At 72.3% G+C, this 26,825-nt stretch carries 28 protein-coding genes; 18 read left to right on the forward strand and 10 right to left on the reverse strand.

Features of this window, described 5'->3' with window-relative positions; genetic code table 11:
* Positions 1 to 39: 39 nt before the first annotated feature.
* Together purL and GA0070624_RS05300 are read left to right on the forward strand one after the other, a co-directional pair.
* On the forward strand, positions 40 to 2,715 hold the full coding sequence (purL, locus tag GA0070624_RS05295; protein WP_091337150.1) for a phosphoribosylformylglycinamidine synthase subunit PurL: 2,676 nt from the start codon (positions 40 to 42) through the stop codon (positions 2,713 to 2,715).
* Between the two features lie 4 nt (positions 2,716 to 2,719).
* Positions 2,720 to 3,475 carry a 2-phosphosulfolactate phosphatase gene (locus tag GA0070624_RS05300; protein WP_176731981.1) on the forward strand — a complete coding sequence of 252 codons (756 nt, stop codon included), beginning with the start codon at positions 2,720 to 2,722 and terminating at the stop codon, positions 3,473 to 3,475.
* 154 nt (positions 3,476 to 3,629) lie between these two features.
* On the opposite strand, the gene GA0070624_RS05305 is transcribed toward GA0070624_RS05300, so the two are convergent.
* Positions 3,630 to 5,549 carry a carboxypeptidase-like regulatory domain-containing protein gene (locus GA0070624_RS05305; protein WP_091348208.1) on the reverse strand — a complete coding sequence of 640 codons (1,920 nt, stop codon included), beginning with the start codon at positions 5,547 to 5,549 and terminating at the stop codon, positions 3,630 to 3,632.
* A gap of 187 nt (positions 5,550 to 5,736) precedes the next feature.
* On the opposite strand from GA0070624_RS05305, the gene GA0070624_RS05310 reads away from it, so the two are divergent.
* From GA0070624_RS05310 to amcA, 5 genes are all read left to right on the forward strand, one after another.
* Entirely contained in the window at positions 5,737 to 6,060 is a 324-nt protein-coding gene (locus GA0070624_RS05310; RefSeq protein WP_425413538.1) for a sterol carrier family protein, read from the forward strand.
* 165 nt (positions 6,061 to 6,225) lie between these two features.
* Positions 6,226 to 7,767: an amidophosphoribosyltransferase gene (gene purF, locus GA0070624_RS05315; protein ID WP_091337154.1), complete on the forward strand. Its 1,542-nt coding sequence runs from the start codon at positions 6,226 to 6,228 to the stop codon at positions 7,765 to 7,767.
* A gap of 61 nt (positions 7,768 to 7,828) precedes the next feature.
* Positions 7,829 to 8,983 (forward strand): phosphoribosylformylglycinamidine cyclo-ligase, encoded by a 1,155-nt coding sequence (gene purM, locus GA0070624_RS05320; RefSeq protein WP_091337157.1) that lies wholly within the window; start codon positions 7,829 to 7,831, stop codon positions 8,981 to 8,983.
* 124 nt (positions 8,984 to 9,107) lie between these two features.
* Positions 9,108 to 10,211, forward strand: coding sequence for a cyclophane-forming radical SAM peptide maturase AmcB (gene amcB, locus GA0070624_RS05325; RefSeq protein WP_091337160.1), 1,104 nt, complete (start codon positions 9,108 to 9,110; stop codon positions 10,209 to 10,211).
* Positions 10,180 to 10,416 (forward strand): multiple cyclophane-containing RiPP AmcA, encoded by a 237-nt coding sequence (gene amcA / locus GA0070624_RS05330; RefSeq protein WP_091337161.1) that lies wholly within the window; start codon positions 10,180 to 10,182, stop codon positions 10,414 to 10,416. Before amcB ends, amcA begins: the two co-directional genes overlap by 32 nt.
* A 148-nt stretch (positions 10,417 to 10,564) precedes the next feature.
* On the opposite strand, the gene GA0070624_RS05335 is transcribed toward amcA, so the two are convergent.
* Positions 10,565 to 10,780 (reverse strand): DUF3073 domain-containing protein, encoded by a 216-nt coding sequence (locus GA0070624_RS05335; protein WP_091200132.1) that lies wholly within the window; start codon positions 10,778 to 10,780, stop codon positions 10,565 to 10,567.
* 303 nt (positions 10,781 to 11,083) lie between these two features.
* Positions 11,084 to 12,166 carry a Glu/Leu/Phe/Val family dehydrogenase gene (locus GA0070624_RS05340; RefSeq protein ID WP_091337163.1) on the reverse strand — a complete coding sequence of 361 codons (1,083 nt, stop codon included), beginning with the start codon at positions 12,164 to 12,166 and terminating at the stop codon, positions 11,084 to 11,086.
* Between the two features lie 173 nt (positions 12,167 to 12,339).
* Here GA0070624_RS05340 and GA0070624_RS05345 point away from each other — a divergent pair, with 173 nt between their 5' ends.
* Together GA0070624_RS05345 and GA0070624_RS05350 are read left to right on the forward strand one after the other, a co-directional pair.
* The gene (locus GA0070624_RS05345) at positions 12,340 to 13,179 is read left to right on the forward strand and encodes a DUF8083 family protein (protein WP_091337165.1); all 840 of its coding nucleotides are present in this window, start codon (positions 12,340 to 12,342) and stop codon (positions 13,177 to 13,179) included.
* 252 nt (positions 13,180 to 13,431) lie between these two features.
* Entirely contained in the window at positions 13,432 to 13,641 is a 210-nt protein-coding gene (locus GA0070624_RS05350; protein WP_007073996.1) for a BldC family transcriptional regulator, read from the forward strand.
* Between the two features lie 90 nt (positions 13,642 to 13,731).
* Here the strand turns inward: GA0070624_RS05350 and GA0070624_RS05355 are convergent, their stop codons facing one another.
* Positions 13,732 to 14,112: a PPOX class F420-dependent oxidoreductase gene (locus GA0070624_RS05355; RefSeq protein WP_091337167.1), complete on the reverse strand. Its 381-nt coding sequence runs from the start codon at positions 14,110 to 14,112 to the stop codon at positions 13,732 to 13,734.
* A gap of 54 nt (positions 14,113 to 14,166) precedes the next feature.
* Here GA0070624_RS05355 and GA0070624_RS05360 point away from each other — a divergent pair, with 54 nt between their 5' ends.
* Positions 14,167 to 14,946, forward strand: coding sequence for a class I SAM-dependent methyltransferase (locus GA0070624_RS05360; RefSeq protein ID WP_091348211.1), 780 nt, complete (start codon positions 14,167 to 14,169; stop codon positions 14,944 to 14,946).
* 64 nt (positions 14,947 to 15,010) lie between these two features.
* Here GA0070624_RS05360 and GA0070624_RS05365 read toward each other — a convergent pair whose 3' ends face one another.
* Complete coding sequence (locus GA0070624_RS05365; RefSeq protein ID WP_091337169.1) at positions 15,011 to 15,298, reverse strand: hypothetical protein; 288 nt, start codon at positions 15,296 to 15,298, stop codon at positions 15,011 to 15,013.
* Between the two features lie 170 nt (positions 15,299 to 15,468).
* Here GA0070624_RS05365 and GA0070624_RS05370 point away from each other — a divergent pair, with 170 nt between their 5' ends.
* Both GA0070624_RS05370 and GA0070624_RS05375 read left to right on the forward strand, forming a co-directional pair.
* Positions 15,469 to 16,326, forward strand: a complete 858-nt coding sequence (locus GA0070624_RS05370) for a 3-hydroxyacyl-CoA dehydrogenase family protein (protein ID WP_091337171.1) — start codon at positions 15,469 to 15,471, stop codon at positions 16,324 to 16,326.
* Positions 16,323 to 17,066 (forward strand): enoyl-CoA hydratase/isomerase family protein, encoded by a 744-nt coding sequence (locus GA0070624_RS05375; RefSeq protein ID WP_091337173.1) that lies wholly within the window; start codon positions 16,323 to 16,325, stop codon positions 17,064 to 17,066. Before GA0070624_RS05370 ends, GA0070624_RS05375 begins: the two co-directional genes overlap by 4 nt.
* Before the next feature lie 58 nt (positions 17,067 to 17,124).
* Here GA0070624_RS05375 and GA0070624_RS05380 read toward each other — a convergent pair whose 3' ends face one another.
* Complete coding sequence (locus GA0070624_RS05380) at positions 17,125 to 18,471, reverse strand: ABC transporter substrate-binding protein (protein ID WP_091337176.1); 1,347 nt, start codon at positions 18,469 to 18,471, stop codon at positions 17,125 to 17,127.
* A gap of 166 nt (positions 18,472 to 18,637) precedes the next feature.
* Between GA0070624_RS05380 and GA0070624_RS05385 the strand changes: the two genes are divergently transcribed.
* The 3 genes from GA0070624_RS05385 (at position 18,638) to GA0070624_RS05395 (ending at position 20,135) form a co-directional block, all read left to right on the forward strand.
* On the forward strand, positions 18,638 to 19,027 hold the full coding sequence (locus GA0070624_RS05385; protein ID WP_091348214.1) for a hypothetical protein: 390 nt from the start codon (positions 18,638 to 18,640) through the stop codon (positions 19,025 to 19,027).
* 68 nt (positions 19,028 to 19,095) lie between these two features.
* A complete protein-coding gene (locus GA0070624_RS05390) occupies positions 19,096 to 19,803 on the forward strand; it encodes a DUF2786 domain-containing protein (RefSeq protein ID WP_091337178.1) in 708 nt (235 codons plus the stop codon).
* Positions 19,797 to 20,135, forward strand: coding sequence for an MmcQ/YjbR family DNA-binding protein (locus GA0070624_RS05395; protein ID WP_091337180.1), 339 nt, complete (start codon positions 19,797 to 19,799; stop codon positions 20,133 to 20,135). Before GA0070624_RS05390 ends, GA0070624_RS05395 begins: the two co-directional genes overlap by 7 nt.
* A gap of 55 nt (positions 20,136 to 20,190) precedes the next feature.
* On the opposite strand, the gene GA0070624_RS05400 is transcribed toward GA0070624_RS05395, so the two are convergent.
* Positions 20,191 to 20,715 carry an SRPBCC family protein gene (locus GA0070624_RS05400; protein ID WP_091337182.1) on the reverse strand — a complete coding sequence of 175 codons (525 nt, stop codon included), beginning with the start codon at positions 20,713 to 20,715 and terminating at the stop codon, positions 20,191 to 20,193.
* Positions 20,716 to 20,921: 206 nt separating this feature from the next.
* On the opposite strand from GA0070624_RS05400, the gene GA0070624_RS05405 reads away from it, so the two are divergent.
* Positions 20,922 to 21,785 (forward strand): hypothetical protein, encoded by an 864-nt coding sequence (locus tag GA0070624_RS05405; protein ID WP_091337185.1) that lies wholly within the window; start codon positions 20,922 to 20,924, stop codon positions 21,783 to 21,785.
* A gap of 111 nt (positions 21,786 to 21,896) precedes the next feature.
* On the opposite strand, the gene GA0070624_RS35545 is transcribed toward GA0070624_RS05405, so the two are convergent.
* Complete coding sequence (locus GA0070624_RS35545; RefSeq protein ID WP_245718667.1) at positions 21,897 to 22,847, reverse strand: hypothetical protein; 951 nt, start codon at positions 22,845 to 22,847, stop codon at positions 21,897 to 21,899.
* Positions 22,848 to 23,156: 309 nt separating this feature from the next.
* Between GA0070624_RS35545 and GA0070624_RS05415 the strand changes: the two genes are divergently transcribed.
* Complete coding sequence (locus GA0070624_RS05415) at positions 23,157 to 24,014, forward strand: hypothetical protein (RefSeq protein ID WP_176731603.1); 858 nt, start codon at positions 23,157 to 23,159, stop codon at positions 24,012 to 24,014.
* 92 nt (positions 24,015 to 24,106) lie between these two features.
* Here the strand turns inward: GA0070624_RS05415 and GA0070624_RS05420 are convergent, their stop codons facing one another.
* Both GA0070624_RS05420 and GA0070624_RS05425 read right to left on the reverse strand, forming a co-directional pair.
* A complete protein-coding gene (locus GA0070624_RS05420) occupies positions 24,107 to 24,757 on the reverse strand; it encodes a LysE family translocator (RefSeq protein WP_091337189.1) in 651 nt (216 codons plus the stop codon).
* Between the two features lie 33 nt (positions 24,758 to 24,790).
* Positions 24,791 to 25,720 (reverse strand): DMT family transporter, encoded by a 930-nt coding sequence (locus GA0070624_RS05425; protein ID WP_218105111.1) that lies wholly within the window; start codon positions 25,718 to 25,720, stop codon positions 24,791 to 24,793.
* 107 nt (positions 25,721 to 25,827) lie between these two features.
* Here GA0070624_RS05425 and GA0070624_RS05430 point away from each other — a divergent pair, with 107 nt between their 5' ends.
* Positions 25,828 to 26,748 (forward strand): LysR family transcriptional regulator, encoded by a 921-nt coding sequence (locus GA0070624_RS05430; protein WP_091337193.1) that lies wholly within the window; start codon positions 25,828 to 25,830, stop codon positions 26,746 to 26,748.
* Positions 26,749 to 26,825 lie beyond the last annotated feature (77 nt).

Consider the following 26,825-nt stretch of genomic DNA (forward strand, 5'->3'; position numbering starts at 1 on the left):
CACCCGCCGCTACGGCGGCGAGCGCAGCGAGGAGAGGTCATGACCACCCATCCGGACCCGGCGGTACGGGAGACGCCGGCCGCCCCGCCGGAGCCCGGTGCGGCCACCGTGGTGCCGCAGGCCGGCCCGGTCGACGCCGTTCAGCACGCCGGCCCCGCCGACGACTGGGTCCTCGGCGTGGACACCGTGTCCCGGGCCGCCGGCACGGCGGAGGAGCTTCAGCCGTACGCCGAGCTGGGCCTCCGGGACGACGAGTACGACCGGATCCGGCACATCCTTGGCCGCCGGCCCACCCAGGCCGAGCTGGCCATGTACTCGATCATGTGGAGCGAGCACTGCTCCTACAAGTCCAGCAAGGTGCACCTGCGCCAGTTCGCCGAGAAGGCCCCGCCGAGCGACCGGCTGCTCGCCGGCATCGGTGAGAACGCCGGCGTGGTGCGGGTCTCCGACGAGCTGGCGGTGACCTTCAAGGTCGAGTCGCACAACCACCCGAGCTTCGTCGAGCCGTACCAGGGCGCGGCGACCGGCGTCGGCGGCATCGTCCGGGACATCCTCGCCATGGGCGCCCGTCCGGTCGCGGTGATGGACCCGCTGCGCTTCGGTGCGGCCGACCACCCGGACACCGCCCGGGTGCTCCCCGGCGTGATCGCCGGTGTCGGCGGGTACGGCAACTGCCTCGGCCTGCCGAACATCGGCGGCGAGGTCGTCTTCGACCCCTGCTACCAGGGCAACCCGCTGGTGAACGCGCTCTGCCTCGGCGTGCTCCCGGTGGACCGGCTGCAGAACAAGGCCGCCGCCGGTCCGGGCAACATCGTCGTGCTGATGGGCGCCAAGACCGGCCGGGACGGCATCGGCGGCGTGTCGGTGCTGGCCAGCGCCACCTTCGACGAGGGCAGCGAGCAGCGCCGCCCGTCGGTCCAGGTGGGCGATCCGTTCACCGAGAAGCTGCTGATCGAGGCCTGCCTGGAGCTGTACGACGGCGAACTGGTCGTCGGCATCCAGGACCTCGGCGGCGCGGGCCTCACCTGCGCGCTCACCGAGACCGCCGCCGCGGCGGGCACCGGCATGCGGGTCTGGCTGGAGCGGGTGCCGCTGCGCGAGCCGTCGATGGAGCCGCAGGAGATCCTGGCCAGCGAGTCCCAGGAGCGGATGCTGCTGGTCGTCGCCCCGGACAAGCTGGAGGCGGTGCTCAAGACCGCCGAGAAGTGGGGCGTGCTCGCCACCGCCATCGGCGAGGTCACCCCGCCGGCGCCGGACGGCCAGCCGGGCCGGCTGCTGATCACCTGGCGCGACCACGTGGTGGTCGACGTGCCGCCGGGCTCGCTGGTCGATGACGGGCCGGTCTACGCCCGTCCGATGCGCGAGCCGGCGGACCTGATCCTGCTCCAGGCCGACCGGGCCGAGACGCTGCCCCGGCCGAACAACCCGGAGGCGCTGCGGGAGACCGTGCTGCGCATGGTCGCGTCGCCGAACCTGGCCGACAAGACCTGGGTCACGGAGCAGTACGACCGGTACGTGCTGGGCAACACCGTGCTGGCCCAGCCGGAGGACGCCGGCGTGATCCGGATCGACGAGCGGACCGGCCTCGGCGTGGCCCTCTCCGTCGACGGCAACGGCCGGTACGCGCGCCTCGACCCGTATAACGGCACGAAGCTGGCGCTGGCCGAGGCGTACCGGAACGTGGCGGTGACCGGCGCGAAGCCGATCGCCGTGACCAACTGCCTGAACTTCGGCTCGCCGGAGGATCCCGGCGTGATGTGGCAGTTCGCCGAGGCGGTCCGCGGCCTGGCCGACGGGTGCGCCGAGCTCGGCATCCCGGTGACCGGCGGCAACGTCAGCTTCTACAACCAGACCGGCGCGGCGCCGATCCACCCGACCCCGGTGGTCGGCGTGCTCGGCGTGCTGGACAACGTTGCCGACCGGGTGTCGATGGGCTTCGTGCCGCGTCCCGGCGGCGCCCACGACCAGCTCTTCCTGCTCGGTGAGACGCAGCTGGAGCTCTCCGGCTCGGAGTGGGCCTGGGTGACCCACGAGCACCTGGGTGGCATCCCGCCGCAGGTGGACCTGGCCCGCGAACGGCAGCTCGCCGAGCTGCTGGCCGAGGCGGCCCGGGTCGGGCACCTCAGCTCCGCGCACGACCTCTCCGACGGTGGTCTCGCCCAAACGCTGGTCGAGTCCTGCCTGCGGCGTGGCGTCGGTGCCCGGATCGCCGTGCCGGAGCGCTTCGGCGGCGGGTCGATGCCGTTCGTCTACCTGTTCAGCGAGTCCGCCGGACGGGTGCTGGTATCGGTGCAGCGCGGGCACGAGAAGGCGTTCACCGCCCTCTGCGCCGAGCGCGGGGTGCCGTGGGAGTTCATCGGGGTCACCGACCCGGCGGGCGGTGCGCTGGAGGTGCACGGCCAGTTCCGGATCGGTCTCGACGAGCTGCGGGAGGCGCACACCGCGACCCTGCCCCGGCTCTTCGGCGGCCCGGAGGCGGCCCAGGTGGAGGCGGAGGCGTCCCAGACCGAGACCGCCATCGCCGCCCAGCCGGTGGGCGTCGAGCCGACGGTCGAACCGTCCCAGGACGGGCCGGCCGACGAGGGTCGGTCGGAGGCCGCGGAGCAGTCGATCAGCGGCGCCCCCGAAGCCACGGCGACCGAGCCCGCCGAGGCCGGCTCGGATGCGACGGCCGCCGGTGACCCGGACCAGTCCGCCGAGCCCGATCAGCGCTGACGCGTTGGCCGCGGCCGTCTACGCCCAACCCGGATCCGGCGCCCGGTTCGACTGGGGGCTGACCGGGGCGGCCGAACTCGGCCGGGTCTGTGCCGCGCTCGTGGTGGTGGACGTCCTCTCGTTCACCACCGCCGTCGAGGTGGCGGTCAGCCGCGGCATGCGGGTGCACCCGTTTCCCTGGGGCGAGCAGGCGGCGGAGTACGCCCGTCGGGTGGGCGCGGTGGCCGCGGTGGGCCGCCGGCGGATGACCCCGGAGCATCCGTGGTCGCTCTCCCCGGCGGCGTTGCGCACCGCGCCGGTCGTCGCCGACCTGGTGCTCCCCTCGCCGAACGGCTCGGCGATCAGCGCCGCCGCCAGCGCCACCGGGCTGCCGGTGGTCGCGGCGTGCCTGCGCAACGCCCGCGCCGTCGGGCGGTGGCTGCGCCGCGAGGGGTACGGCTCCACCGACGCCCCGGTGGGCGTGGTCGCCGCCGGCGAGCGCTGGCCGGACGGCTCGCTGCGCCCGTCGGTGGAGGACCAGCTCGGGGCGGCCAGCGTGCTGGACGCCCTCTCCGGCGTGCCGGGCGGGCTGTCGGTGGAGGCGGCGATGACGTTGGCCGCGTTGGCCAGCACGCCTGACGTACCGGCGGCCATTCGCGGGTGCGTCTCCGGCCGGGAGCTCATCGAGAGTGGCTTCGCCGTCGACGTGGAGGTCGCGGTCCAGGTCGACGTCTCGGACGTGGTGCCGGTGCTGCGACAGGGCGTCTTCTCCGCTGCCTGAGACGGGGCTGCGGGGACGCCGAAGAGCACTGTGGGCCGGCAGGCCATGCCGGTCAGCGCGACGCCATCCCGGGTAACCCCCGGCGACGACAGTGGCCGCCCGGTCTTCCGGGCGGCCACTGCTTTAGGTATGTGGGGCGGTCGGCCCCGGTCGGTCAGTCGTCCAGCCAGTCCAGCCGGCGACCGGCCCGCTCCTGCGGCCCGTCCGGACGGCCCCGGCCGGCCTGCGCCGGGTCGCCGTAGTAGCCACCCTGCTCGTAGCCGTGGTTGTCGTAGCCGCCGCCGCGCTGCTGCGGCGGCTCCTGGCCGTAGCCGCCCGGCTGGCCGTAGCCGCCCGACTGCTGCTGGTCGTAGCCGTCTCCGTAGCCGCCGCGCTGGTCGTAGCCGTCGTAGCCCCGCTGGCCGCCGTCGTAGCCGCCGCCGGCCGGAGCGCCGTACCCGCCGCCCGCGCTGTAGCCGTTGGTCGGCTCGGGACCGCGGCCGTACTGGCCGGCGTCCTGCTGACCGTAGCCCCGCCCCTGGTCCGCCTGGGGCTGGTAGGTGCTGGTCGGGTACGGGTCGGCCGGCGGGGTGTACGCCGTGCTGTCACCGGTGTAGCGGCCGGTCGGCTCGTCGTACCGCTCGCCGTAGCCGCCGGCGCCCTGGGTCGGCTCCCCGTAGCCGCCACCGCCCTGGGCCGGCGGGTAGCCCGCGGCGCCGGCACCGTAGTCCCGGCTGCCGTAGCCACCCCCGGACGAGGGCGCGTTGCCGTAGCCGCCGCCCGACGACGGGGCGTTGCCGTAGCCGCCGCCGGAGGAGGGAGCGTTGCCGTAGCCGCCGCCGTAGCCGCCCTGAGCGGCCGTCTCGTTGCCGTAGCCGCTGCCGGCCCAACCCTGTTGCCCACCCGAGCCGTACGCGGGCGGAGGAGCGCCGTACGGGTCCGGCGGAACGTCGTCGACGACCGGGCGGTGCATCATGGTCGGCGCGTCGCTCAGCGAGTTGCCGCCGACCATCGTCGGCGCCGCCCCGGCGCCCATCCCGTTCACCACCCGGGTCTGGTCGTCCGCACCCCGGTAGCCGCCCCGGGCGCCTGGCACGGGGCCGGGGCCGACGCCGACCGCGTCCCCGTCGCCGTCGTCGCCCTCGTTCTTGCGCCGCATGTAGAGCAGCACGATGGTGCCGACACCGACAGCCACGAAGAGACCGCCGAGCAGGATCAGCAGCCAGGAGCCGCCGGAGTCGTCGTTGGCGGCGGCCTGCTGGCCGGGCCCGGCCTCGGTGGACGCCTCCTCCGTGGCTTCCTCGGTCGCCTCGTCGGTCGCCAAGGCCTCCTCGCTCGCCGACGCGCTGGCGCTCGGGCTGGCCTGGACCTTGATGTCCAGGCTGATCCGCTGGCCGGTCAGGCTCTGCCCCGCGCTCGCGTTGACCGTCTTGGTGGCGTAGACGTCCTTCCCGTTCACGTTCTTGCTCGCGCCCAGCTCGATCCGGCCCGGGGTGATCGGGTTGGAGGCGGAGCCGCTGAACCGGTAGTTGCCGCTGCTGTCGCTGGTGGCGCTGTAGCGGTGCTGCTGCGAGTCGAGCAGCATCACGGTGGCGTTCGGCACCGGATCGCCGTTGCTCGCGATGACCACCTTGCCGGAGACCGACTGGACGGTCTGGTCCTGCGGTGGAGGCGCCGCTGCCTTCGCCTTCACCGTCAGCGAGAACGTCGGCGTGGCGGGGCCCGAGCTGTCCGGGACGACCCGCACGGTCACGCTGGCGCTGGCGTCGGCCGCGTTGTCGTTCGCCTTCAGGGTCAGCAGGACCGTCCTGGACGACCCGGGCGGCCCGTTGAACTGGAAGCTGCCGCAGCCGCTGGTGCAGCTGACTCCCGACGGCAGGCCGGTCAGGCTGATGTCGCCGCCCTTGTCGCTCAGGTCGGGCGTGATGGTGACACTCACCGTGGCGTCGCTGCCGGCGTTGACCGTGACCGAGCGGGGGCTGACCGTTGCCTCCGCGGCCAGGGCTGGTGTGGCGGGGACGGCGAGCAGAGCGCCGACAACCAGCGCTACGACCACACCGGCCCGATGCTTCCAGGCACGTCGGTGTGTTGACACGTCCACCGCCTTCCGGTCTGACTTCCCTGGCTGTCGGTTGCGGGCCGGGGATCATCACGGTACGAATACGCCGTCGGCAACTATGCCTTGTCTGACCCGATGAGCGCGACCCAGGGCCAGCGTCGAGCGTGGCGGTGTCGGGTCGTATCGTCCCGTCGTGTCCTCTCCGTACATTAAGTCCGCCGCAGTGGCGGCGGCGTTGACGGCGCTCGACGAGGGGCGTACGCCCGAACGGCCGGTGTTCCGTGAGGCGGTCCGTACTCTCTTGGCCGTCCTCGCGGAGCGCGCCCCCGGCCGATCGGTGGAGGTGCGTGTCCCACCCTACGGTGCGGTGCAGTGCGTAGCCGGTCCGCGACACACCCGCGGTACGCCCCCGAACGTGGTGGAAATGGACCCCGAGACCTGGCTCGCGCTGGCCACCGGTCGCCTCGGCTGGGCGGAGGCCATCACCGAGGGTCGCGTACGGGTCAGCGGAATCCGGGCGGATCTCTCCGCGCACCTCCCGCTCTAGCTGTCTGGATGCTGGAAGAACCGTCACGATGAGCGTCCAAATCGTGACTATCTGTACCGACTCCTGTTCGCGTACACTGTCAGGCGACGACGGTCCCGGCCGACCGTGCGGAGTTCTTCCCTGACTCCGCCCAGGCCAGTCCAGACCAGCATGAGGGAGCGGCAGGTGCCCCGAGGCGATGGCCGGCTGAGCCACGACCTTGACCCCCAGCGACCCGGCCCCCAGGACGCCTGCGGCGTCTTCGGCGTCTGGGCGCCCGGGGAGGAGGTGGCCAACCTCACGTACTTCGGGCTCTACGCCCTCCAGCACCGCGGCCAGGAGGCGGCCGGCATCGCGGTGAGCGACGGCTCGGGCGTGGTGGTCTACAAGGACCTCGGCCTGGTCGCCCAGGTCTTCGACGAGCCGACCCTGGCCAGCCTGCGCGGGCACGTCGCGATCGGGCACACGCGCTACTCCACGACCGGCGGCTCGACCTGGGAGAACGCCCAGCCGACCATCCGGTCGTCCAGTTCCGGCACGACCATCGCCCTGGCCCACAACGGCAACCTGGTCAACACCGCCGATCTTCAGCGCGAGGTGGCCGAGCGCGGGATGGACTCCGACGGCTCGACCAACGACACCTCGCTGGTCACCATGCTGCTGGCCAGCCGGCCGGATCTCTCGGTCGAGGCGGCCGCCCTGGAGGTACTGCCCCAGCTGCGCGGGGCGTTCAGCTTCGTCTTCATGGACGAGTCGACGCTCTACGCGGCCCGGGACCCGCACGGCGTACGTCCCCTGGTGCTCGGCCGGCTGGAGCGCGGCTGGGTGGTCGCCAGCGAGACGGCGGCGCTGGACATCGTCGGCGCCAGCGTGGTCCGCGAGGTCGAGCCGGGCGAGCTGCTTGCGATCGACGAGGACGGCCTGCGTTCCAGCCGGTTCGCCGCGCCGGAGCCCAAGGGCTGCCTCTTCGAGTACGTCTACATCGCCCGCCCGGACGCCACCGTCGCCGGACGGAACGTGCACGCCGCGCGGGTGCAGATCGGCCGGCAGTTGGCCAAGGAGCACCCGGTCGAGGCCGACCTGGTCATCCCGGTGCCGGAGTCCGGCACCCCGGCCGCGATCGGGTACGCCGAGGCCTCCGGCATCACCTACGGCGCCGGCCTGATGAAGAACCCGTATGTCGGGCGGACGTTCATCCAGCCGTCACAGACACTGCGCCAGCTCGGCATCCGGCTCAAGCTCAACCCGCTGCGGGAGAACGTGCGGGGGAAGCGGCTGGTCGTGGTCGACGACTCGATCGTGCGCGGCAACACCCAGCGGGCGATCGTCCGGATGCTGCGCGAGGCCGGGGCGCTGGAGGTGCACGTCCGGATCTCCTCGCCGCCGGTCAGCTGGCCGTGCTTCTACGGCATCGACTTCGCCACCCGCGCCGAGCTGCTGGCCAACGGGCTGGACAACGAGGGCATCCGGCGCTCCATCGGCGCCGACACGCTGGGCTACGTCTCGCTCCCCGGTCTCATCGCCGCGACGGAGCAGCCGAAGACCCGGCTCTGCCGGGCGTGCTTCGATGGGGAGTACCCGATCGAGCTGCCGGCGGGGAACCTGATCGGCAAGCACGTGCTCGAGGGATTGGGACGGCGGGTCGCCACCGGCGCGCCCGACGCCACCGGGCACACCACCGCTCCGCTCGTCGCCACTCCGGGCGGCGTCGCCACACACCGCCCATAGCACCACCCGACGCGGGTCCCGCCACCAGCGCCGGCCCGCGAGAACCACAAAGGGGAGAACCGTGACCCACGTGTCCGAGCGCAGCGGCGCAGGAAACAGCCCGACGGGCGCCGGCGGCGACCGCCAGCTCTGGACGGCCGGCACCAGCCGCACCACGCGCAAACGCTCGGTCTCGTACGCGGACGCCGGTGTGTCGATCCAGGCGGGCGACCGTGCGGTCGAACTGCTGAAGTCCAAGGTGCGGCAGACCCGGCGGCCGGAGGTCATGGGCGACCTGGGCGGCTTCGCCGGCCTGTTCCGGCTGGACACGAAGAAGTACAAGAACCCGATCCTGGCCTCCTCCACCGACGGTGTGGGCACCAAGCTGGTCATCGCCCAGCAGCTCGACATCCACGACACGGTCGGCATCGACCTGGTCGCGATGGTCGTCGACGACCTGGTCGCCTGCGGCGCCGAGCCGCTCTTCCTGCTCGACTACATCGCCACCGGTGAGGTCGTGCCGGACAAGGTGGCCGAGATCGGCGCGGGCATCGCCGACGGCTGCCGGTACGCGGGCTGTGCCCTGCTCGGCGGTGAGACCGCCGAGCACCCGGGCGTGCTCCGGCCGGACGAGTACGACATCTCCGCCACCGGCGTCGGCGTCGTGGAGGAGAGCGAGATCCTCAGCTCGGAGCGGGTCGAGGTGGGCGACGTGGTGATCGCGATGCGCTCCTCGGGTCTGCACTCCAACGGCTACTCACTCGTCCGGCACGTGCTGCTCGGCGCTGGCCGGATGCGGCTGGACGTGGTGATCGAGGACTTCGGTCGGCAGCGGACCCTCGGCGAGGAGCTGCTCACCCCGACCAAGATCTACGCGCAGGACTGCCTCAAGCTGATCACCGAGGCCGAGGTGCGGGCGCTGGCCCACGTCACCGGGGGCGGCATCCCCGGCAACCTGGTCCGGATCCTGCCGGAGCACGTCGATGCGGTCGTCAACCGCTCCACCTGGAAGCCGCAGCCCGTCTTCGACCTGATCCAGTCCAAGGGGCGGATCGAGGACCAGGAGATGGAGGCGACCTTCAACATGGGCGTCGGCATGTTCGCGATCGTCTCGGCCGAGGACGCCGACCGCGCGCTGGCCACCCTGACCGGCCGGGGCGTGGACGCCTGGCAGGCCGGCGAGATCATCGAGGGCTCCGGCAACGTGCAGATGATCGGCCACCACACCCGGGGATGATCACGCTCTGGTGATCATCCGGGCACCTGATCGGGGGTTCACCCGAGTGGCCACCGCCGCCTAGCCTGAAGGTCACTTCGGGCCAGGCGGAGGAGGGTTGATGGCTGCTCACAGGCACACCGGGATGCGCGGGATCGCGACCGTTCCCTCGTACGTGGTGATGCAGCCGACCACCCTCTGCAACCTCGACTGCGCCTACTGCTACCTGCCGATGCGAGCGGCCGATCGGCGGATGCCGGTGTCGGTCGCCGAGGCGGTGGCGGCGTCGGTCAACCCGTGGGCGGCGGCGGGTCGCTTCTCCGTCGTCTGGCACGGCGGGGAGCCCCTCGCGGCCGGTCGGGAGCACCTGGCCGCGCTGCTGGCGCCGTTCGGGCCGGAGGTGGAGCACCACATCCAGACCAACGCCACGCTGATCGACGACGCCTGGTGCGAGTTCTTCGCAAAGCACCGGATCCGGGTGAGCGTCAGCGTGGACGGGCCGCGGGAGCGCAACGCCGAGCGGGTCACCCGGGGCGGCCGGCCGGCGTACGACCGGATCCTGGCCGGGGTGGCGGCGCTGCGCCGGCACGGGCTGCCCTTCTCGGCGCTCGCCGTGGTCTCCCGGCCCGTCCCGGGCCTGGCTGCCGAGCTGTACGAGTACTTCCTCGACCTCGGCTGCGACGTGCTCGGCGTCAACATCGAGGAGACCGAGGGGGTCAACACCCGCGGCAACGCCCACGACGCCGCCGCGGTGACGGCGTTCTGGGCGGAGCTGGTCGCCGCCTGGCGTCGGGATCCCCGGATCCACGTGCGGGAGGTGGAGTGGTCGCTGCGGTACGCGGGGGCGGTCCTGGACGGTACGGCGGACGACCTGCTGCCCCGCCGCCTCGACCCGATCCCGACCGTGGGCCACGACGGCTCGGTGATCGTGCTCTCCCCGGAGCTGGCGGGCTTCACCGATCCCCGGTACGGCGACTTCAGCAGCGGCAACGTGCTGGCGACCCCGTTGGCTGAGATCCTGACCGAAGCCGGCCGAACGCCCTGGGTGAGGGAGTTCCTCGTCGGGGTGGAGGCGTGCCGGTCGTCCTGCCCCTACTTCGGTTTCTGCGGCGGCGGCCACGCGGCCAACCGCTACTTCGAGCAGGGGCGTTTTGACGGTACGGAGACCGAGCACTGCCGCAACAGCAAGATCCGCCTACTGGAGGGAGTGTTGGAGCATGCCCGAGACCACCAGTCACCGGCAGCCTGAGCGCGTCGGGGAAGCCGCCTCGGATCCGGTCGGTGACCGGGTGCGGGAAGCCGCCGTGGGGTTGACCGCCCTGCTTCACGAGGCGGAGGCGGCGCGCCGACTGCGGGCGGAGGTGGCGGGCGGCGATGGTGCCAGTGCGGTCTGCGCCTGGAACCACTTCGAGAACATCCCGACGTTCTACAACTGGAACAATCGGCCCCGTTGACGGTACGAATCCGAGATCAAGGACCTGCCGGACGCGCCGGATGGTCGTCCGGTGCGGCAGGTCCCTGATCGTCGGTCGATACGCCGGCTTCCGCTGAGCACATGCGTGAGCACGCGGGGCTTACCGCGTGCTCAGATGTGACCGGAGGTCAGCGGGTCGGACGGACCCAGGTGTCCGGGTCCTCGTCCGCGTGGTCCTCGTCATCGTCGTCGACATACTCTTTGTAGTCGTCGTCGAAGTCGCGGTCCGACTTGCCGCTGCCGCCGAGTTCTCGCTGCAAGGCGGCGAGGTCGGTGTTCGGGGAGTGGTACTTCAACTCCCGGGCCACCTTTGTCTGCTTGGCCTTAGCACGGCCGCGCCCCATGGCTCGACCCCCTCGCACAGAATGCGGGGCAGCCCGAAGGCGGGCCCCGATGACGTCAGGCATCTCTCGTGGCTCTTACGGTACATGGGGATGCCACCGTTCGGCACCTCGGGTTACCGTCAGCCGGGCCTGCGCGTCGCAGTTATCCGGCCGTCACAAATTGTACCCGGTAAGGAGCGGGTGCCGGGCCAGCCGTGACAGCGGTCAAACCGGTACGAAGCGTCCCAATTTCCAGCTTAACGCCGCCCTCGGCCGCCCGCTGCCCGGGGGCGGAAACCGCGGCCCGCCCCCGGGGTGTGAAATTCAGCGCAGGCGGATGGTGCGGAGTCGGCCGACCTCCGCCATCCGCCGCTCCGCGAGCCGGTCGGCGGCCACCGCCGGCGGGACACCCTCGTCGTCGGCGAGCCGGAGGATGTCGCGGGTGGTGTCGTAGATGCGGGTGGCCCGCAGCTTGGCCCGCTCGAAGTTGAAGCCCTCGATCTCGTCGGCGACCTGGATCACGCCGCCGGCGTTCACCACGTAGTCGGGGGCGTAGAGGATGCCCCGGTCGGCGAGGAGCTTCTCGATGCCCGGGTGGGCGAGCTGGTTGTTGGCCGCCCCGGCGACCACCTTGGCGCGCAGCGCCGGCACGGTGTCGTCGTTGAGGGCGCCGCCCAGCGCGCACGGGGCGTACACGTCGATGTCGGCGGTGACCAGCGCGGCGGCGTCGTCCACCAGCTCGACCTGCGGGTGGGTGGCCCGCGCCCACTCCAGGGCCTTCGGGTTGACGTCGGTCGCGACCACCTCGGCGCCGTCGTCCAGCAGGTGGCCGGTGAGGTACTTGCCGACCTTGCCCAGGCCCGCCACGCCGACCCGCCTGCCCGCGAGGCTCGGGGTGCCCCAGACGTGCTCGGCGGCGGCACGCATGCCCTGGAAGACGCCCCAGGCGGTGAGGATGGAGGAGTCGCCGGCGCCGCCGTGCTCCACGCTGCGGCCGGTGACGTACTTCGTCTCCCGGGCGATCACGTCCATGTCGGCGACGTAGGTGCCGACGTCGCAGGCGGTGTAGTAGCGCCCGCCGAGCGACTCGACGAAGCGGCCGTACGCGCGCAGCAGCGCCTCGCTCTTGATCTGCTCCGGGTCGCCCCAGATGACCGCCTTGCCGCCGCCCAGGTCGAGCCCGGCCAGGGCGTTCTTGTACGCCATGCCGCGGGAGAGGTCGAGCACGTCGGCGAGCGCGTCCTCCTCGCTGGCGTACGGGTAGAACCGGGTGCCGCCGAGCGCGGGGCCCAGCGCGGTGGAGTAGATCCCGATGATCGCCTTCAGGCCGGACTGCTTGTCCTGGCAGAACACGACCTGTTCGTGACCGGTCGATCCCGGGTCTTCGGTGCTGGCGAAAACGCCCATTGCTGACTCCTGTGTCGGTGTGCGCCCTTGTGGGACACGGACCTGGTGGCACGCCGGCGGGATGGTGCCGGTGCTGCTGAGCCTAATATCGGCCGAAGCCGTACTGACGCCCGCGCCACGTGTCCCCGCCACGCTGACGACGTGCGGGCTCCGTCTCGTGGGAGGATCGCGCCGTGCCGTCGCTCTTCGCTTCTTACCTGCGCGTGTACGAGCCGCTGACCGCCTTCGACCGGGACCGGCAGTCGTTCTGGCGCCGGTACGTCAACGAGGGCCGGGCGGTCGCCCCGATGGAGGGTCCCGTCCGGCAGCGCACCGCGGTGATCGAGGCGCTCGGCGCGGGCTGGACCCGGCTGCCCGATCTGCCGGACGAGGCGTACGTGCTGGAGACCGACGACAGCCTGCTGGTCTGCCCGTGGAACCTGCGGATCCGGGTGGCCGAGGCGGCGCTGAGCGCCCGGGACGGGGTGCCGTCGGTGTTGGCCGACGCGTTCGTGCCGCCGATCCTGGCCGGTCAGGCCAAGGCGGTGGTGGACGACTGGCGCAGCGGGGCCCGGGTGCTGGAGCACGGGGTGCCGCGGGTGCATGAGCAGATCGCCACCTGGGGTGTGCCGCTGCGCTGGTTCGTGCTCTTCGAACCCGAGGAGCGCCACCTGGTCACCCACCCGGGCCGACGGGCGCTGCGCTACCGGACGGAGATCTCCAAGGCTCGCCGGCGGTCGTCGCGGGCCCTGTCCGTACTGCGCAAGTCGGTCGGCGAGGCGCCGATCACGGAGGCGGTCGAGGAGGCCGCCCGCTGGCTGGAGGAGTTCCACCCGCGCTCGGTGGTGGAGCTGGACTACGGCGGCCTGGTGCAGCTGCTGCCGGACGAGATGCTGGCCGCGGACGATTCGACCGAGCTGGTGGCGAAGGGCCTGGCCGGGCTCTCCCGGGGGGAGGCCGAGGAGGCCTCGGCGGCGTACGACAAGCTCGTTGCCCGGTGGCGTGCGGTGCAGCTGCTGGAGCGGTGCAACTAGTCGCAAATCCGGCCACGGGGTGCGCAAATTCCGAGGCTGCCTCGTAGTTGGTGCTTTGCGAACCGTGATCATGAGTCCGAATAAGGTACTGTCTGCGACATAAAAGTCGTAAAAATCGGGCATGGTTCATCCGTCCGTCTAGGGACCTTCACCCGTTCGGCCCATGTCGGACATCGGGGACTAGCCGGACCATGGGAGACGCGTCGGCCGGCGGGACCCCGGCCGATGTCTATACATGTGGAGGAGTGACCGATGGCATCGCGAACGCACGAACCAGAGCCGCTACTCACGCCGGCCGAGGTGGCGTCGATGTTCCGTGTCGACCCGAAGACGGTGACCCGGTGGGCCAAGGCCGGAAAGCTCAGCGCCATCCGGACGCTGGGCGGCCACCGCCGTTACCGCGAGTCGGAGGTCCGGGCCCTGTTGCAGGGGCAGATCCCGCAGCAGCGTCAGGGAGACTGACGAGCCGGACGTTTCACCAGGCGTTCCGATCAGGGGCGGCCGGGCGTACGCGACAGCGACGATCCGCCGCCCCTGAATCGTGTCCGGGGGTCACTCGTCCAGGGTGATCCGGAGCCCGACCGTCCCCCGCTCGCCCCGGCGCAGCCGGCTGCCGAGCAGGCTGAGCCGGCCGAGCATCCGGTACTTCTGCTTCAACAGGTCCCGTACCCGCCGGGTGCCGGCCAGGTCGTAGATCGTCGCGTGTCCCGGCACCTCCCCGCCGTGCGGTCGGCCGCGCACGTCGCACGGGGCCACGGTCACCCGGCTGTCGCGCCGGATCCGCTTGACCTTGCCGGAGTCCGACACGGTCCACACCCCCAGCGCGTCCCCGTCGCGGACCGCCCAGACCGGGGTGGGCACCGCACGGCCGTCCTTACGGAACGTCGTCAGCAGGACGTACTTCTCCGCCGCCAGGCGGTCCAGCGTGGTCACGCCGCCCAGAATAAGGCCGCGACAGCGGATCGACGCCCGGATAGCGTGACCACCGTGACCGGGGAACCGAGGATCGGCGACGCGTTCGGCGAGATGATCCGCGACGCGTACGCCGTGGCCACCGGGATCGGTCCCCGCCCGTTGGTCGGCGGGCGACTGCCCCGCCCGGTCATCGAGATCATCGAACGGGACGACGGCCTCATCAACGGGGCACCCGCCGCCCATTACCTGGACGGACCGCGGGACTGGCAGCCGTACGACCACCGCGCGGTGGACCGGGTCCGCGGCCGGACGCTCGACATCGGGGTCGGCGGCGGCCGGATCGCGCTGCACCTCCAGGAGCGCGGCGTGCCAGTCACGGGCCTGGACACCTCGGCGGGGGCGCTCCGCGTCTGCCGCCAGCGCGGCGTGCGGGACCTGGTGCACGGCACGGTGGACGCGCACGCGGCCGACGATCGGCGGTACGACACGTTCCTGCTGCTCGGCAACAACCTGGGGCTCATCGAGGGGCGGGAGCGGGCCCCCGGGTTCCTGGCCGCGCTCGCCGCGCTGGCCCGGCCGGGCGCGCAGGTCATCGCCCACGGCACCGACCCGTACGGCACCAGCGATGCGGTGCACACCGGCTACCACGAGCTCAACCGGCGGCGCGGCCGCCTCGGCGGCCAGCTGCGGCTGCGGCTGCGCTACCGGGAACTCGGCACTGAGTGGTTCGACTACCTGGTGTGCTCGGTCGACGAGCTGGCCGAGCTGGTGCACGGCTCGCCGTGGCGACTGGTCGACGTGGACGACGGCGACCACCCCTACTACCTGGCCACGCTGAAGCTGGCCGCCTGACAGGCGCGTCAACTGGGACCCTCTGCGTCACCGCACGCGTTGGCCAGGGGACCCTCCTTGCAAGTCACACCTGGACGGTCGATGAGTGCTGCTCCGGCGGGAGGCCGCCGTCGCCGTCGACCACCTCGTCCGGGGTGCCGTCCTCGTCGATGTCGACCATCGTGATGTCCACCTTGCCGTCATGGTCGGTGTCGAACTGGAACAGGTCGGCCTTGCCGTCGCCGTCGGTGTCGGCCACCCACACGTCGGTCCGGCCGTCGTTGTTGGTGTCCGCGCGCAGCAGGTCCACGCGCTCGTCGCCGCGGGTCTCCACGGTCTCGGTGCGCTCCACGCTCTCCGGTTCCTGGCTCATCTCGACTCCGATCTTCCCTCGGCGTTGACGGCCGTCTGTACCCGATCCGGTCGGGCCCCACGCATGGCCGGCCGACCCGCGCCGCCTAGGGTCGCAGCAATGAACGAGCGGAGCGGGCGGCCCGGCGCGGCGGAGACCCCGCGCGTCGCCGCGCGCGGCGAGGGGACGTCATGAGTGGTCGTTTTGTGGTCGTCGGGGCCGGCACGATGGGCCTGGGCATCGCCTACGTGGCGGCCGGCGCGGGCTACACCGTCGAGCTGGTCGAGGTCGATCCGGCACGCGGAGAGGCCGCGCGGCGGCGCCTCGGCGAGCTGTGGGAACGTGGCGTGCAGCGGGGCAAGCTGACCGCCGACGAGGCGGCGGCGAACCGGGAGCGGGTGCTGCTCCGCCCGGCGCTCACCGAGGTCGCCGAGGGACCCGACGTGGTCGTGGAGGCGGTGCCCGAGCGGCTCGACCTCAAGCGGGCGGTGCTCCGGGAGGCCGCCGCCCGGCGCCCGGCGCTGCTGGGCAGCAACACCTCCAGCATCCCGATCGCCGAGCTCGCCGCCGGGCTGGACCGGCCGGAGGACTTCCTCGGGCTGCACTTCTTCAACCCGGTCTGGGCGATGGCGCTGCTGGAGATCGTGGTCGGCCCGGGCACCACCGACGAGACCACCATGGCGGCCGTCGCGCTCGCGGGCCAGCTGGGCAAGGACCCCGTCGTGGTACGCGACATGCCGGGCTTCGCCACCTCGCGGCTCGGGGTCACGCTCGGGCTGGAGGCGATCCGGATGGTCGCCGACGGGGTGGCCAGCCCCGCCGACATCGACAAGGCGATGGTGCTCGGCTACCGGCACCCGGTCGGGCCGCTGGAGCTGACCGACCTGGTCGGTCTGGACGTCCGGCTCGACATCGCCCGGACCCTGCAGGCCGCGTACGGGGACCGGTTCGCGCCGCCGCCGCTGCTGACGGAGATGGTGGCCGCCGGGAAGCTGGGCAAGAAGTCGGGCCAGGGCTTCTACCGCTGGGAAGGAGGCGTGAAGCAGTGACCGGGCTGAAGATCGAGGAGCTGCCCGACCGGCTGGTGGTGACGCTGGACCGGCCGGAGAAGCGCAACGCCATCGACGCCGACCTGATCGCCGAGCTGCACAGGGTCTGCGCCGAGCTGGAGGCGCGGCCGCGGTTGCTGCTGCTCACCGGCGGCGCCGCGGGCATCTTCGCCGGTGGGGCGGACATCGGCCAGCTGCGCGAGCGCGGCCGGCTGGACGCCCTCGCCGCGATCAACCAGGCCGCCTTCGCCCGGATCCGGGCGCTGCCGATGCCGACCGTGGCGGCCGTGGACGGGCCGGCGCTGGGCGGCGGGGCCGAGCTGGCGTACGCCTGTGACCTGCGGGTCTGCACGGCCCGGGCGGTCTTCGGCCAGCCCGAGGTGCGGTTGGGCATCCTGGCCGGCGCGGGCGCGACGTACCGCCTGCCGGCGCTGGTCGGTGAGGCCCGGGCCAAGGAACTGCTGTTCACCGGCCGGCGGGTGGACGCCGAGGAGGCGCTGCGGATCGGGCTCGTCAACCGAGTGGTGGCCGAGCCGACGGAGCTGCTGCCCACCGCGCACGAGCTGCTCGACGAGATGGCGAAGGGATCGGCGCTGGCGCTGCGGCTGACCAAGCTCGCCGTGGACGCTCCACCGGCCGCCCATCCGCAGCTCGACCTGCTCAGCCAGGCGGTGCTCTTCGAGGACGAGGAGAAGCATCGGCGGATGACCGAGTTCCTGGAGCGGCGTCGCTCCCGTTAGGCGCGGACACGGCACGGCCGCGTCGGCGAGCGCCGACGCGGCCGTGGTGTGTCACGGGTCAGTGCCGGATCTGCACCCCGGCGTCGGCCAGCGCGGTGACCACGTGGGCCGACTCGCCGAAGCCGATGATGAGTACGGCGTCCGCCCCGAAGTCCTTGATCTCCTTGGCGCCGCCGCTGAAGTCCACCGGCGGCGCCTTGGCGTCGGCCGGCGGCACGTAGGTCAGCAGCTTCATCTGGTCGGCGCCCATGCCGGCCCGCTCCAGCTCGGCGCGGACGTTCTCCTGGAGGCCCTCGCCGTAGGAGTCCTTGCGGGCCACGATGGCGATCTTGTGCGGCCCGTCCCGCAGGATGACGTCGGCCAGCGCCCGGCCCTGGAGGCTGTCCGGCGGCGCGGTGCGGAAGTAGAGACCCTTGTCGTCCACGGTGGTCAGCTCGGCTGCGGTGTTCGACGGGGAGAAGAGCACCCGGCCGGCGGCGACCACGTCCGGCAGGACCGCCCGGGAGATGCCCGAGGCGCCCGCGCCGATGATGACCTGGACGCCCCGTCCGATGTGCGAGGCCACGGTCCTCTTCGCGACGTCCGGGTTGGTGCCGTCGTCGCCGTCGATCCAGAGCACCGGCTTGCCGAGCACCCCGCCGGCCGCGTTGACGTCCTTGATCCCGAGCGCCGCGCCAGCCGCCATCGGCGGGTTCGCCAGCGCGAGGTCACCGGTCTGCGGCAGCAGTCCGCCGAGGATCAGCGGGGCGTCCTTGGCCTTCTCGCCGGCCCGCTGCTTCTTCGCCCGGGGCGGTGTCTTGGTGCTCGCGGCCGACTCGTCGCCGGCGCCGACGAACTCGGTCTTGCCGTCGTCGATCTTCTGGTCATCGAAGTTCAGGGTGGCGTAGCTGGCCGTGGCCGGCTCGCCCGCGTCGGTGAACCCGGCCCGGGTCAGCGACACCCCCCGGTACTCGATGTCCCGCCCCTGCCGGGCGAGTTGCAGGCAGGTCGCCGGGTCCTCGCAGCGCTCGCCGTTGGTGGTCACCCCGACGATCTGCTTCGTGATCGCGGCCGGGTCGGTGGTGCCGGCGAGCTGGGCGGCCAGCGCGCTGATCACCACCGCGTCGTACGTCTCCGCCGAGTAGAGGTAGTCCGTCAGCTTGGGGTCTACGGTGCGTAGCCGTCCCTTGAAGTTTTCCGGCAGTTGGGTCAGCGGAGTCGTGCCCTTCATGCCGTTCACGAGGCCGGCTCGATCCTTGAGCTCCGTGGCGAATGAGTTCAGCATGTTGCCGTCGGAGCCGTAGAGGCGCACCTGTGTGGTGGTGGTCGCCCCCCCGGGCTTGTCGCTCCCGCATGCGCTGGTGGCGAGCAGAAGCGCCGCGCAGGCCGTGACTGTGGCCGCGCGTGAACCGCGTGATACGAGCATGTTCGTCCTTCCTCCCGCGAAGGTCCGCTGCGCACCATAGCGTGCCGGCGTCGGCGGTGGGACCGTGGAGGCCGGTCCGTCGGCAGGTCGACATCGGATCCTACGGAGAGTGACGGTCGGGCCGTGTCCTGGTCACCGCTTGACCGGCCGTCGTACCGTGCGGCAGGTGACCGACGAAGCACAGCAGACGCTGGATGACGCGACCGCCGTGCTCCGCTCGGCGCTGGCCGGAGACGGCGACGCGGTGGTGGGCACCTTCGACGCGGTGGTCGACCGGTCCGGCCTGGCCGGGGCGTACGAGGTGGCCTGGTGCCTGGCCGCCACCATGGTCGGGGACGCGACGCCGGTGGGGGCCTGCGAGCTCGACTTCCCCGGCATCGATCAGGCCGGCTACGACACCCGATGGGTGGCCCGGTTCGTCAGCGCGTACGCCAATGACGACGCGGACACCGGCGAGGCGCTCTTCGGTGCGGCGGTGGCCGACGGCCAACTGCCGGACTGCCTGCTCACCCTGGCCGGCTCGACGGTGGCGACCCTGCGCAGCCGGGCCGGCTGACCGACCGGCCCGCTGGCCGGGAGCTTCTGTCCACTGCGGCGTCCGACCCGTGTGGTAGCTCTGGTGGCATGTCCCAGGCGATGTTGAGCAAGGTGCGCAAGCTGCTGGCCCAGGCCGAGGACCCGGCCTGCACGCCCGCCGAGTCCGCGGCCTTCACCGCGAAGGCGACCGAGCTGATCGCCCGCTACGGGGTGGACCGGGCCCTGCTCGCGGCCGAGGACCCGAGCACCGACCCGGTCGGCGACCGGGTGGTCGACCTCGTCGCCCCGTACGCCCGGGACAAGGCCGGGCTACTCGCCGCGGTCGCCGACCCGCTGCGCTGCCGCTGCGTACGCCGGCGGCAGGGCAGTGGCTTCGCCATGCACCTGTTCGGCTTCGCCAGCGACCTGGAACGGGTCGACCTGCTCTTCACCTCGCTTCTGGTGCAGGCGGCGCACGGGTTGGCCGCTGCGGTCGTCCCGGCCGGCGAGCAGCCGGCCGCCTTCCGCCGTTCCTGGCTGGCCGGCTTCGCCCAGGTGGTCAGTGGTCGGCTCTGGGCGGCCGAGGCCGGTGCGGTGGTGGGATCCGGGACGCCGTCGGTGGCGCTGGTGCTGGCCGACCGCTCTGACCGGGTGCAGCGCCGGCTCGCCGAGATCTACCCGCGACTGCGCACCGCGGCGCCCCGGCGGCTGGCCGGCAGCGGATTTGGTTCCGGCGCCGAGGCGGGTCGCCGCGCCGACCTGGCCGGCACGGGGGTCACCACGGGGCCGGTGCCGACACCGGGCATCGGATGGTGACCGTCGAGCAGGTCCGGGCGATCGCCCGCGGCCTGCCCCGCACCGAGGAGGCCCTGGTCCGGGACCGGGTCAAGTTCCGGGTCGGCCGCCTCGTCTACCTGGCGCTCTCCCGGGACGAGACCTTGCTCGGTTTCGCGTTTCCGCGGGCGGAGCGGGCCGCCCTCGTCGCCGCCGAGCCGGCGAAGTTCCTGATGCCCGAGCCCGCCGACGAGCGGTTCAACTGGGTGCGGGTCCGGCTGGCCGCCATCGACGAGCCCGAGCTGCGGGAGATCGTCGTGGAGGCGTGGCGGATGGTGGTGCCGAAGCGGGTGGCCGCCGCCCACCTGACCTGAGCCGCCGGCCATCCGCTTTGAGCCGTCGGCCATCCGGCGTGAGCCGCCGCGTGGCTCAGGCCGGCCGGGAGCCGTTCCGCGCGACCGTCGCGAGGTACCGGCAGAGCAGCTCGTGCCAGCCGGCCGTGAGCGCCTTGCGGTAGCCCTCGGCGGCCGCACCGTGCCGGTCGAAGTGCCGGTGCTCGACCTCCACCCGGGTGCCGTCGGGCCCCTCGGGGACGAAGAGCACCTCCACCTCGCTGGCCCGCGCCGGGTCCGGCACCGGCACCCGGTCCGGCCCGATCTGCCAGGTGAAGACCAGCCGACGAGGTGGGTCCCAGGTGAGCACGCGACCCCAGTCACCCCGGAAGCCGTACGGGCCGATCTCGTAGAGCATGCCGCCCGCACGGGGCTCGACTCCCAGTGCGGCCAGCGCTTCCGGCCCGGACCAGGTGTATTCGGGCACCCACCAGTCGGTCAGCGCCTCGGTGAACACCGCGAACGCCCGTTCCGCGGAGGCTGGGGCGAGGAGGTTGCTGCGTAGGGAGAACCTGCCGACGTCCTGACGAACCTCATCCGGGTCGGCCATCTCCTGTCCCATAGGCCCGGACCATACCGGCTGATGCCCGGGTACGCAGCTTCGCGTGTGCCCGCATCCGGACCGCCGCTCGCAGGTCGCCCGGCACCGTACGGCCGGAAGCTCCAAGTGGGTCGTGCCGGCGCGCAGGCCGGGACGGATGGCCCGCGGGAAATCGGGTAATCCGGCTGATCCGGCCCGCGGAACGGGGCCAGCTTGGAGCGGGGAGCATGAGCGAGAGCGGAGCGACGGAACGGCAACCGGACCGCACCGGCGAGCGGCCGGCCCACCGGGGCGGCACCGACGAGCCCGACGTGCTGCTCGACGTCCCGCAGGTGACGGTCGACGAGATACGGCTGGCGGTCGACGGGCTCGACGCCGACCTGTCGCTGCGCGCCCGGCTGGCCAACCTGCTCCAGCTCGACGCCGGCGTACGGGTGCACGTGCGGGGCATGGAACTGGACGTCACGGGGGTCAGCGCCGAGGCGCTGCTCAAGGTGCGGCTGGAGACGCTGGCGACGATCCTGGACCGGGCGTTCGCCGCGATCGGCCAGAACCCGCAGCTCATCGACGCGCTGGCCCGCACGGCCCAGGTCAGCATCGACGACGTCAACCGGGCGGCCCAGCAGATCGCCGGGGCCGGTCCGGCGCCGGTGGTGGACCGGTTGGGGCAGCAGGTCGGCATGGTCGGGGACCAACTGCGGGAGCAGGCGAGAGAAGCGGCGCCGTCGCCGCCGTCCGCCGGAGCCGGACCGCCCGAGCCACCGACCGGTGCGCGGCAGCCGCCGGGGTCCGCCCAGCAGCCGTCCGGCGGGCAGGCCGGCAAGGAGCCGCGCCCCGCGCCGGGCGGGCCGTCCGCCGGGGAGGAGCGACCGGCGGGTGAGACGGGTCGGGCGGGCGGCGCGGGTGGTCAGCCGCCCGGCGGCGCGGACGGTGAGCGACCGGAGGGGGAGCAGAGCGGCGGCCGACCGCAGTCGGCTGGCGCCGGGGCGGCTCAGTTGGCCGGTCAGGCCAGTGAGACGCTGCGTCAGGCCGGTCGGAGCGTCTGGGAGGCGATCCAGGGCGGGATGGGCCAGCAACGCCCGCGACGGTAGTGGGCGCCCCCTGACGACCGTGCCCGCGGCCAAAAACCCGCGCCCGCGCGGTCCAAACCCGCGCCCGCGGCAGAAACCCGCCGATGGCCGCGGCCGGGCGGCGGGGCGCGCTCAGTGCGGCTGCGGGCCGCCCCGCCACCAGGCCGTCCGCCGGACCAGCAGCAGCGCCGCGACGGGCGCCAGCGTGACCGCCAGGGCGGCCGTGCTGACCGCGCCCCGCGGTGTCCAGAGCAGGTTGTCGCCGATCCCGGCCGCGTGCGCGGTCAGGGACGACGTGACGAGAAGCGCCACCGCCGCCAGCACTGCCCCGACCCGGCGGCCCGTCCACCCCGCCGCACCAGCCGTCCGGAACGGCCGCGACGCTCCGCCCGAACCCCGGGACCGGTAGGCCCCCGCGGCGCCCCTGGTCGGGGTCGGCGCGAAGAAACCCCGGACGCGCGCAGCGCCGACCGGCGCGGTGCCCGGCAGCCGGGGATCCGCGGCGGGCGCGGTGCCCGGCAGCCTGGGACCGTTGGCCGAGGTGTCGCCCGGGAGAGCGGGACCCTTGGCGAGCGCGGTGACCGGCAGAACGTCGCCAGTCGCCGGTGTGGCGGTTCCGGCTCGCCGGCCGGTGAGCCGCCGCTGGAGGCCGGCGAGGGCGCGGACGGCCCAGGCCAGGACCGGGACCCCCAACAGCAGGAGGAGGCCGGCGTGGGTGGCCCAGGCGCCGGCCAGGGTGGGCCCGCCCCAGGAGTCGGCGTACCGGCTGGCCCAGATGTCGTCCGTCGAGCCGGGCAACCCGAGCCAGGGGCGGAACGGGTAGGCCAGCACGTTGATCAGCACCAGGAAAGCGAGGGCGGCGGTCAGCGCGGACGAGGCGACCGCGACCGGGATCGCCAACAGGGCGGCGGCCAGCGCCCGTAGCCGGCCCGGATGGCGGGCCGCGCGCAGCGCCGCAGCCAGGGCGAGCGGCACGGCGACGACCGACCAGGCGAGCCGGCGGCGGGTCTCCGCGCCGTACGCGACCCGCCACACCGTCGACATCCCGCCGAGAACGTGTCGTACGTGTCCTGCTGAGGTCATGCCGCCAGTCTGCTCCGGTGCCCACAGCCGAACCATCGGGATATATCCCCGGTATCAACCCTGAGCGGGCCCGGGAGCGGCGAACGGCCCCCACCGCGCTGCCGCAGGTGAGGGGCTTTCCGTAGCCCGGCGAAAGGCTATGTGGTCAGGGGCGGGGTCGAACCGCCGACCTTCCGATCTTCAGATCCAGGCCTCTGGTCATGCACGCGCTTTGCCGGGTCGCTGTCCGCGTTGCTGTCAGAGGTTGAAGCGGAACTCAGACCGGGATCATGCTGAGGTACGGCTATCCCTGACTTGAGGAGCTCATGGGTGCGCGTCAGCATGGCGACTAGCGCCGGTAAGGCCGGCCGGCCGAACGAGGATTTTGCCGGCGCTGTTCCCGGCGCTGCTGTACTGCTGGACGGCGCCGGCATCCCGGGAACCGAGTCGATCTGCTCCCACGGTGTCGCCTGGTATACGCACCGTCTCGGCGGCGCGCTGCTCGGCCGGCTGTCGCGTGACGACGGGCGAGACCTCGCGGCGATCCTCGCCGCCACGATCGGCGAGATAGCCGCCGATCATCGCGGCACCTGCGACATCACGAACCCCAGCAGCCCGCAGGCGACCGTGGTGATTGTCCGCGCCCACCGGGGCCGCCTGGACTATCTCCTGCTCGCGGACTCCTTCCTCGTCCTCGACCCGGTCTGCGGCGGCCCGCAGGTCATCACCGACGAGCGTGAGGTCACCACCAGGCGCATCTGCTCAGCGTCCCTGGACGGCGTTCCTTGTGGAACGCCGGAGTACGACCGCATCCGAGACTCCTGCATCGAGGCGCTGCAGGCTCGCCGGAACCAGCCGGGCGGCTACTGGATCGCCAAGGATGATCCGCACGCGGCGGAGGAAGCCCTAACCGGTAGCCGGCCCCTTCATGACCTGGACAGCGTCGCGCTGCTCAGCAATGGCGCCAGCCGCATCGTCAGCCCGTACGGCCTGACCGACTGGCCCGGCGTACTGGAACTGCTCGGCGCCAACGGGCCGGCCGATATCATCCGCCGCGTCCGGCAGGCCGAAGCCCGCACCTCCGGCGGCCCCGATGCTCGGGTCCCTGACGACGCCACGGTTGCGCACTGCACCCACCTGCCGCGCTCGGAGGTCGGCGAACTGTCACAGCCAGCAACTAGCCGCTGAATCTGCCCATATGCACCACGATCTTGACCACAGCAGAGCTCACCGGCCCATGCGGGTTGGTGGGGCTCTGGCGCGAAGACGCTGATCGTTGGTTAACGGGTCTCAGCGGCCATGCGTAGGCCGAGGGCGATGAGAACAGTTCCACTGACGGCATCGAGTCGACGGCGGACCGCTGGCCGGCGGAACCACGCGCCGGCACGCCCCACCACTGCGGCCAGCGTGAGGTACAGGGCGATCTCGATAACGACCTGAAGCAGGGCGAGGAGTGCAGTCGTGGCAAACAAGGGCCGGTCCCCGGGTACAAACTGCGGGTAGAACGCGATCATGAATGCGGCGGCCTTGGGGTTCGCCAGCATCACCACCGCGCCCTCACCGAACGCCTTCGACCAGCCATGTGTCGAACTCGATGGCGTGCCGTCATGGAGTTCCAGACCCGTACCGGCCTTGCGGCTGAGCCACGCCGTCCGCCACGCCTTCACTCCCAGATACAGCAGGAAGCCTGCACCGACGACACGAAGCACGATGAAGGCAACCTCAGACGCCGCGACCAGAGCCGCCAGACCGGCGGCGGCGAACAACGCCCAGAGGTAGAGGCCGGCCTCCAGGCCGAGCACGGTCGGGACGGCGCCGGAAAACCCCTTCATGGCGGCGCGGCGCAGAATCAACGCCATCGCTGGACCTGGTGACGCTGAGATCAGCACGACCGCAGCGACAAAAGCGGGCAGTGAAGCAACAAGATCCATGGTGGGCATCCTTTCCTACCTGCGATTGCTGATCTAGTGCTGCGAGTGGGCGACGTCGGTGACCTGACGGGCTGGTCGGGCCAAACTTGCGGATGGCGTCTGCGGTCCCGGGCCGGCGTCGGTACCCACCGCTGCGACCGTGCCTTTCCGGCGGCTGATCGCGGCACCGACGAGCACGACCGCGCCGCCGAGCAGCGCCGCAGGGGAGATGTTCTCGCCGAGGATGACGAAACCGATGCCGATGGCCAGTACCGGCACCAGGTACAGGGAGGTGGCAGCCGCGGCCACCGACAGGCGGGCTTGGGCGTAGGCCCAGGTGACGAAGCCGAGGGCGCTGGGAGCGATGCCGAGGAAGAGGAGCGCTATGACGGCGTCGCCGGAGGCCTGCGAGGCCTGGCGAACCAGAGCAGGAGCCAGCGGCAGGGACAGCGCCGTGCCCGACCACACGACGTAACAGGTAACTTCCAGCCCTCGGTAACGAACCAGTAGGGGCTTCTGGAGCACGAAGAACGATGCTTGGGCGACGGCCGCGCCGAGGACGAGCAGCGCGTCCTTTGTGGGCGTGAATCCGGCACCTTCGGCGAGGGCGATGACTGCGGCGCCGGTAAATCCCAGCGCCAGACCGACGACGGTGCGCCGGGGCAGGCGCTCACGCAGCAGGATCACGGCGAGCACGGAGGCGACGATCGGCGCGGTGTTGACCAGCAGGCTGGCGGTGCCAGCCGGCACGCTGCGTTCGCCGGCGTTGAGCAGGATCTGGTAGGCCGTCATGCCGGTCAGGCCACAGCCGACGATGCGGGCCAGGTCAGAGCGGGCAGGTCGGCGCACACCCAGCAGCGGGGCGATCACCGCCAACATCAGCGACGCCACCACGAGGCGCCCAACCGACAGGCCTGCCACGCCGAACCCGGGCAGGGCCACCCGGATGGCCACGAACGCCGAGGCCCACAGCGTCAGGGTCACTGCCACCGCGGCAGCGACTCGTTGATTACCGATCATGCCGCTAGCTTGCCGAGGCCGTCCCGTAAGTGCCATTAACAAGTCTTGTAGCTATCTTGTAGCGTCGCTTTATGCTCGACGTTCGTCGCCTGCGGGTCCTACTGGCTGTGGCCGAGCACGGTGGCGTCGCCGCCGCCGCGCGGGCCCTGACGTTCACCCCGCCGGCGGTGTCGCAGCACATCGCCGCGCTCGAACGTCAGGTCGGCCTGCCGCTGGTCGACCGCAGCGGCCGCACCGCCCGGTTGACGGCGAACGGTCACCGCCTGGCCGGACATGCCCGTCAGGTGCTTGCCGCGCTGGAGGCCGCTGAGGCCGACATGGCGACCATCGGTGGCACGCTGCGCGGAACGCTCACCATCGGCACGATCCCCACGCTCGGTGTCGCGTTGGTGCCTGCCGTGCTGGCCACGTTGCGGGTCACTGCACCGGAAGTGGATCTGCGCATCGAACAGCGCGAACCGGAGGACAGCCTGCCGGCCCTGACCCGCGGCGAGCTCGACCTTGCACTGGCCGGCGAATACGGCCTCGCGCCGCACCGGCGGCCCGTACACCAAGACCGCATCGACCTGTTCACCGAGCCGCTGCTGGTCGCAGTCGCCGCCGACCACCATCTCACCGGGCCCGACGTCGACCTCGCTGAGCTGCGCGACGAGCGCTGGATCGCCCCGGCCGCCGGAAGCTCCTGCGAAACGATCCTGCAGCGCTCCTGCGCCCTGGCCGGCTACGAACCCCACGTGGTGGCACACTGCGCCGACTTCGCCGTGGCCGCCGCCCTGGCTGCGGCCGGCCACGGCGTAACCCTGCTCCCCAGCACCGCCATACCCACCACAACCGGGCACCACAGCCCGATCAGGCTGCTATCCGTCCGCCGGCCTCACATCCACCGCACCCTGTACGCCGCCATCCGCCCCGGCACCCGCCAACACCCCCTGATCAGCTGTCTCCTCGAGACGTTGACCAGCAACGCCCAACAGCTGCGCGTTGACCTGTAGGCGGTGGTCCGCCACTGCGATCCGAGAGACCGCGGGCCACTCCGCGCCGGACGCCACCATGACGATCTACGCGCACG

The organism is Micromonospora rhizosphaerae (assembly GCF_900091465.1).
Taxonomy (GTDB): Bacteria; Actinomycetota; Actinomycetes; order Mycobacteriales; family Micromonosporaceae; genus Micromonospora; species Micromonospora rhizosphaerae.

Coding starts and splice junctions, on each gene's coding strand:
- purL (WP_091337150.1), top strand. CDS start 40: ATGACCACCCATCCGGACCCGGCGGTACGGGAGACGCCGGCCGCCCCG.
- amcB (WP_091337160.1), top strand. CDS start 9,108: ATGCGCGGGATCGCGACCGTTCCCTCGTACGTGGTGATGCAGCCGACC.
- amcA (WP_091337161.1), top strand. CDS start 10,180: ATGCCCGAGACCACCAGTCACCGGCAGCCTGAGCGCGTCGGGGAAGCC.
- GA0070624_RS05335 (WP_091200132.1), bottom strand. CDS start 10,780: ATGGGGCGCGGCCGTGCTAAGGCCAAGCAGACAAAGGTGGCCCGGGAG.
- GA0070624_RS05340 (WP_091337163.1), bottom strand. CDS start 12,166: ATGGGCGTTTTCGCCAGCACCGAAGACCCGGGATCGACCGGTCACGAA.
- GA0070624_RS05350 (WP_007073996.1), top strand. CDS start 13,432: ATGGCATCGCGAACGCACGAACCAGAGCCGCTACTCACGCCGGCCGAG.
- GA0070624_RS05365 (WP_091337169.1), bottom strand. CDS start 15,298: ATGAGCCAGGAACCGGAGAGCGTGGAGCGCACCGAGACCGTGGAGACC.
- GA0070624_RS05370 (WP_091337171.1), top strand. CDS start 15,469: ATGAGTGGTCGTTTTGTGGTCGTCGGGGCCGGCACGATGGGCCTGGGC.
- GA0070624_RS05380 (WP_091337176.1), bottom strand. CDS start 18,471: ATGCTCGTATCACGCGGTTCACGCGCGGCCACAGTCACGGCCTGCGCG.
- GA0070624_RS05390 (WP_091337178.1), top strand. CDS start 19,096: ATGTCCCAGGCGATGTTGAGCAAGGTGCGCAAGCTGCTGGCCCAGGCC.
- GA0070624_RS05395 (WP_091337180.1), top strand. CDS start 19,797: ATGGTGACCGTCGAGCAGGTCCGGGCGATCGCCCGCGGCCTGCCCCGC.
- GA0070624_RS05400 (WP_091337182.1), bottom strand. CDS start 20,715: ATGGGACAGGAGATGGCCGACCCGGATGAGGTTCGTCAGGACGTCGGC.
- GA0070624_RS05405 (WP_091337185.1), top strand. CDS start 20,922: ATGAGCGAGAGCGGAGCGACGGAACGGCAACCGGACCGCACCGGCGAG.
- GA0070624_RS35545 (WP_245718667.1), bottom strand. CDS start 22,847: ATGACCTCAGCAGGACACGTACGACACGTTCTCGGCGGGATGTCGACG.
- GA0070624_RS05420 (WP_091337189.1), bottom strand. CDS start 24,757: ATGGATCTTGTTGCTTCACTGCCCGCTTTTGTCGCTGCGGTCGTGCTG.
- GA0070624_RS05430 (WP_091337193.1), top strand. CDS start 25,828: ATGCTCGACGTTCGTCGCCTGCGGGTCCTACTGGCTGTGGCCGAGCAC.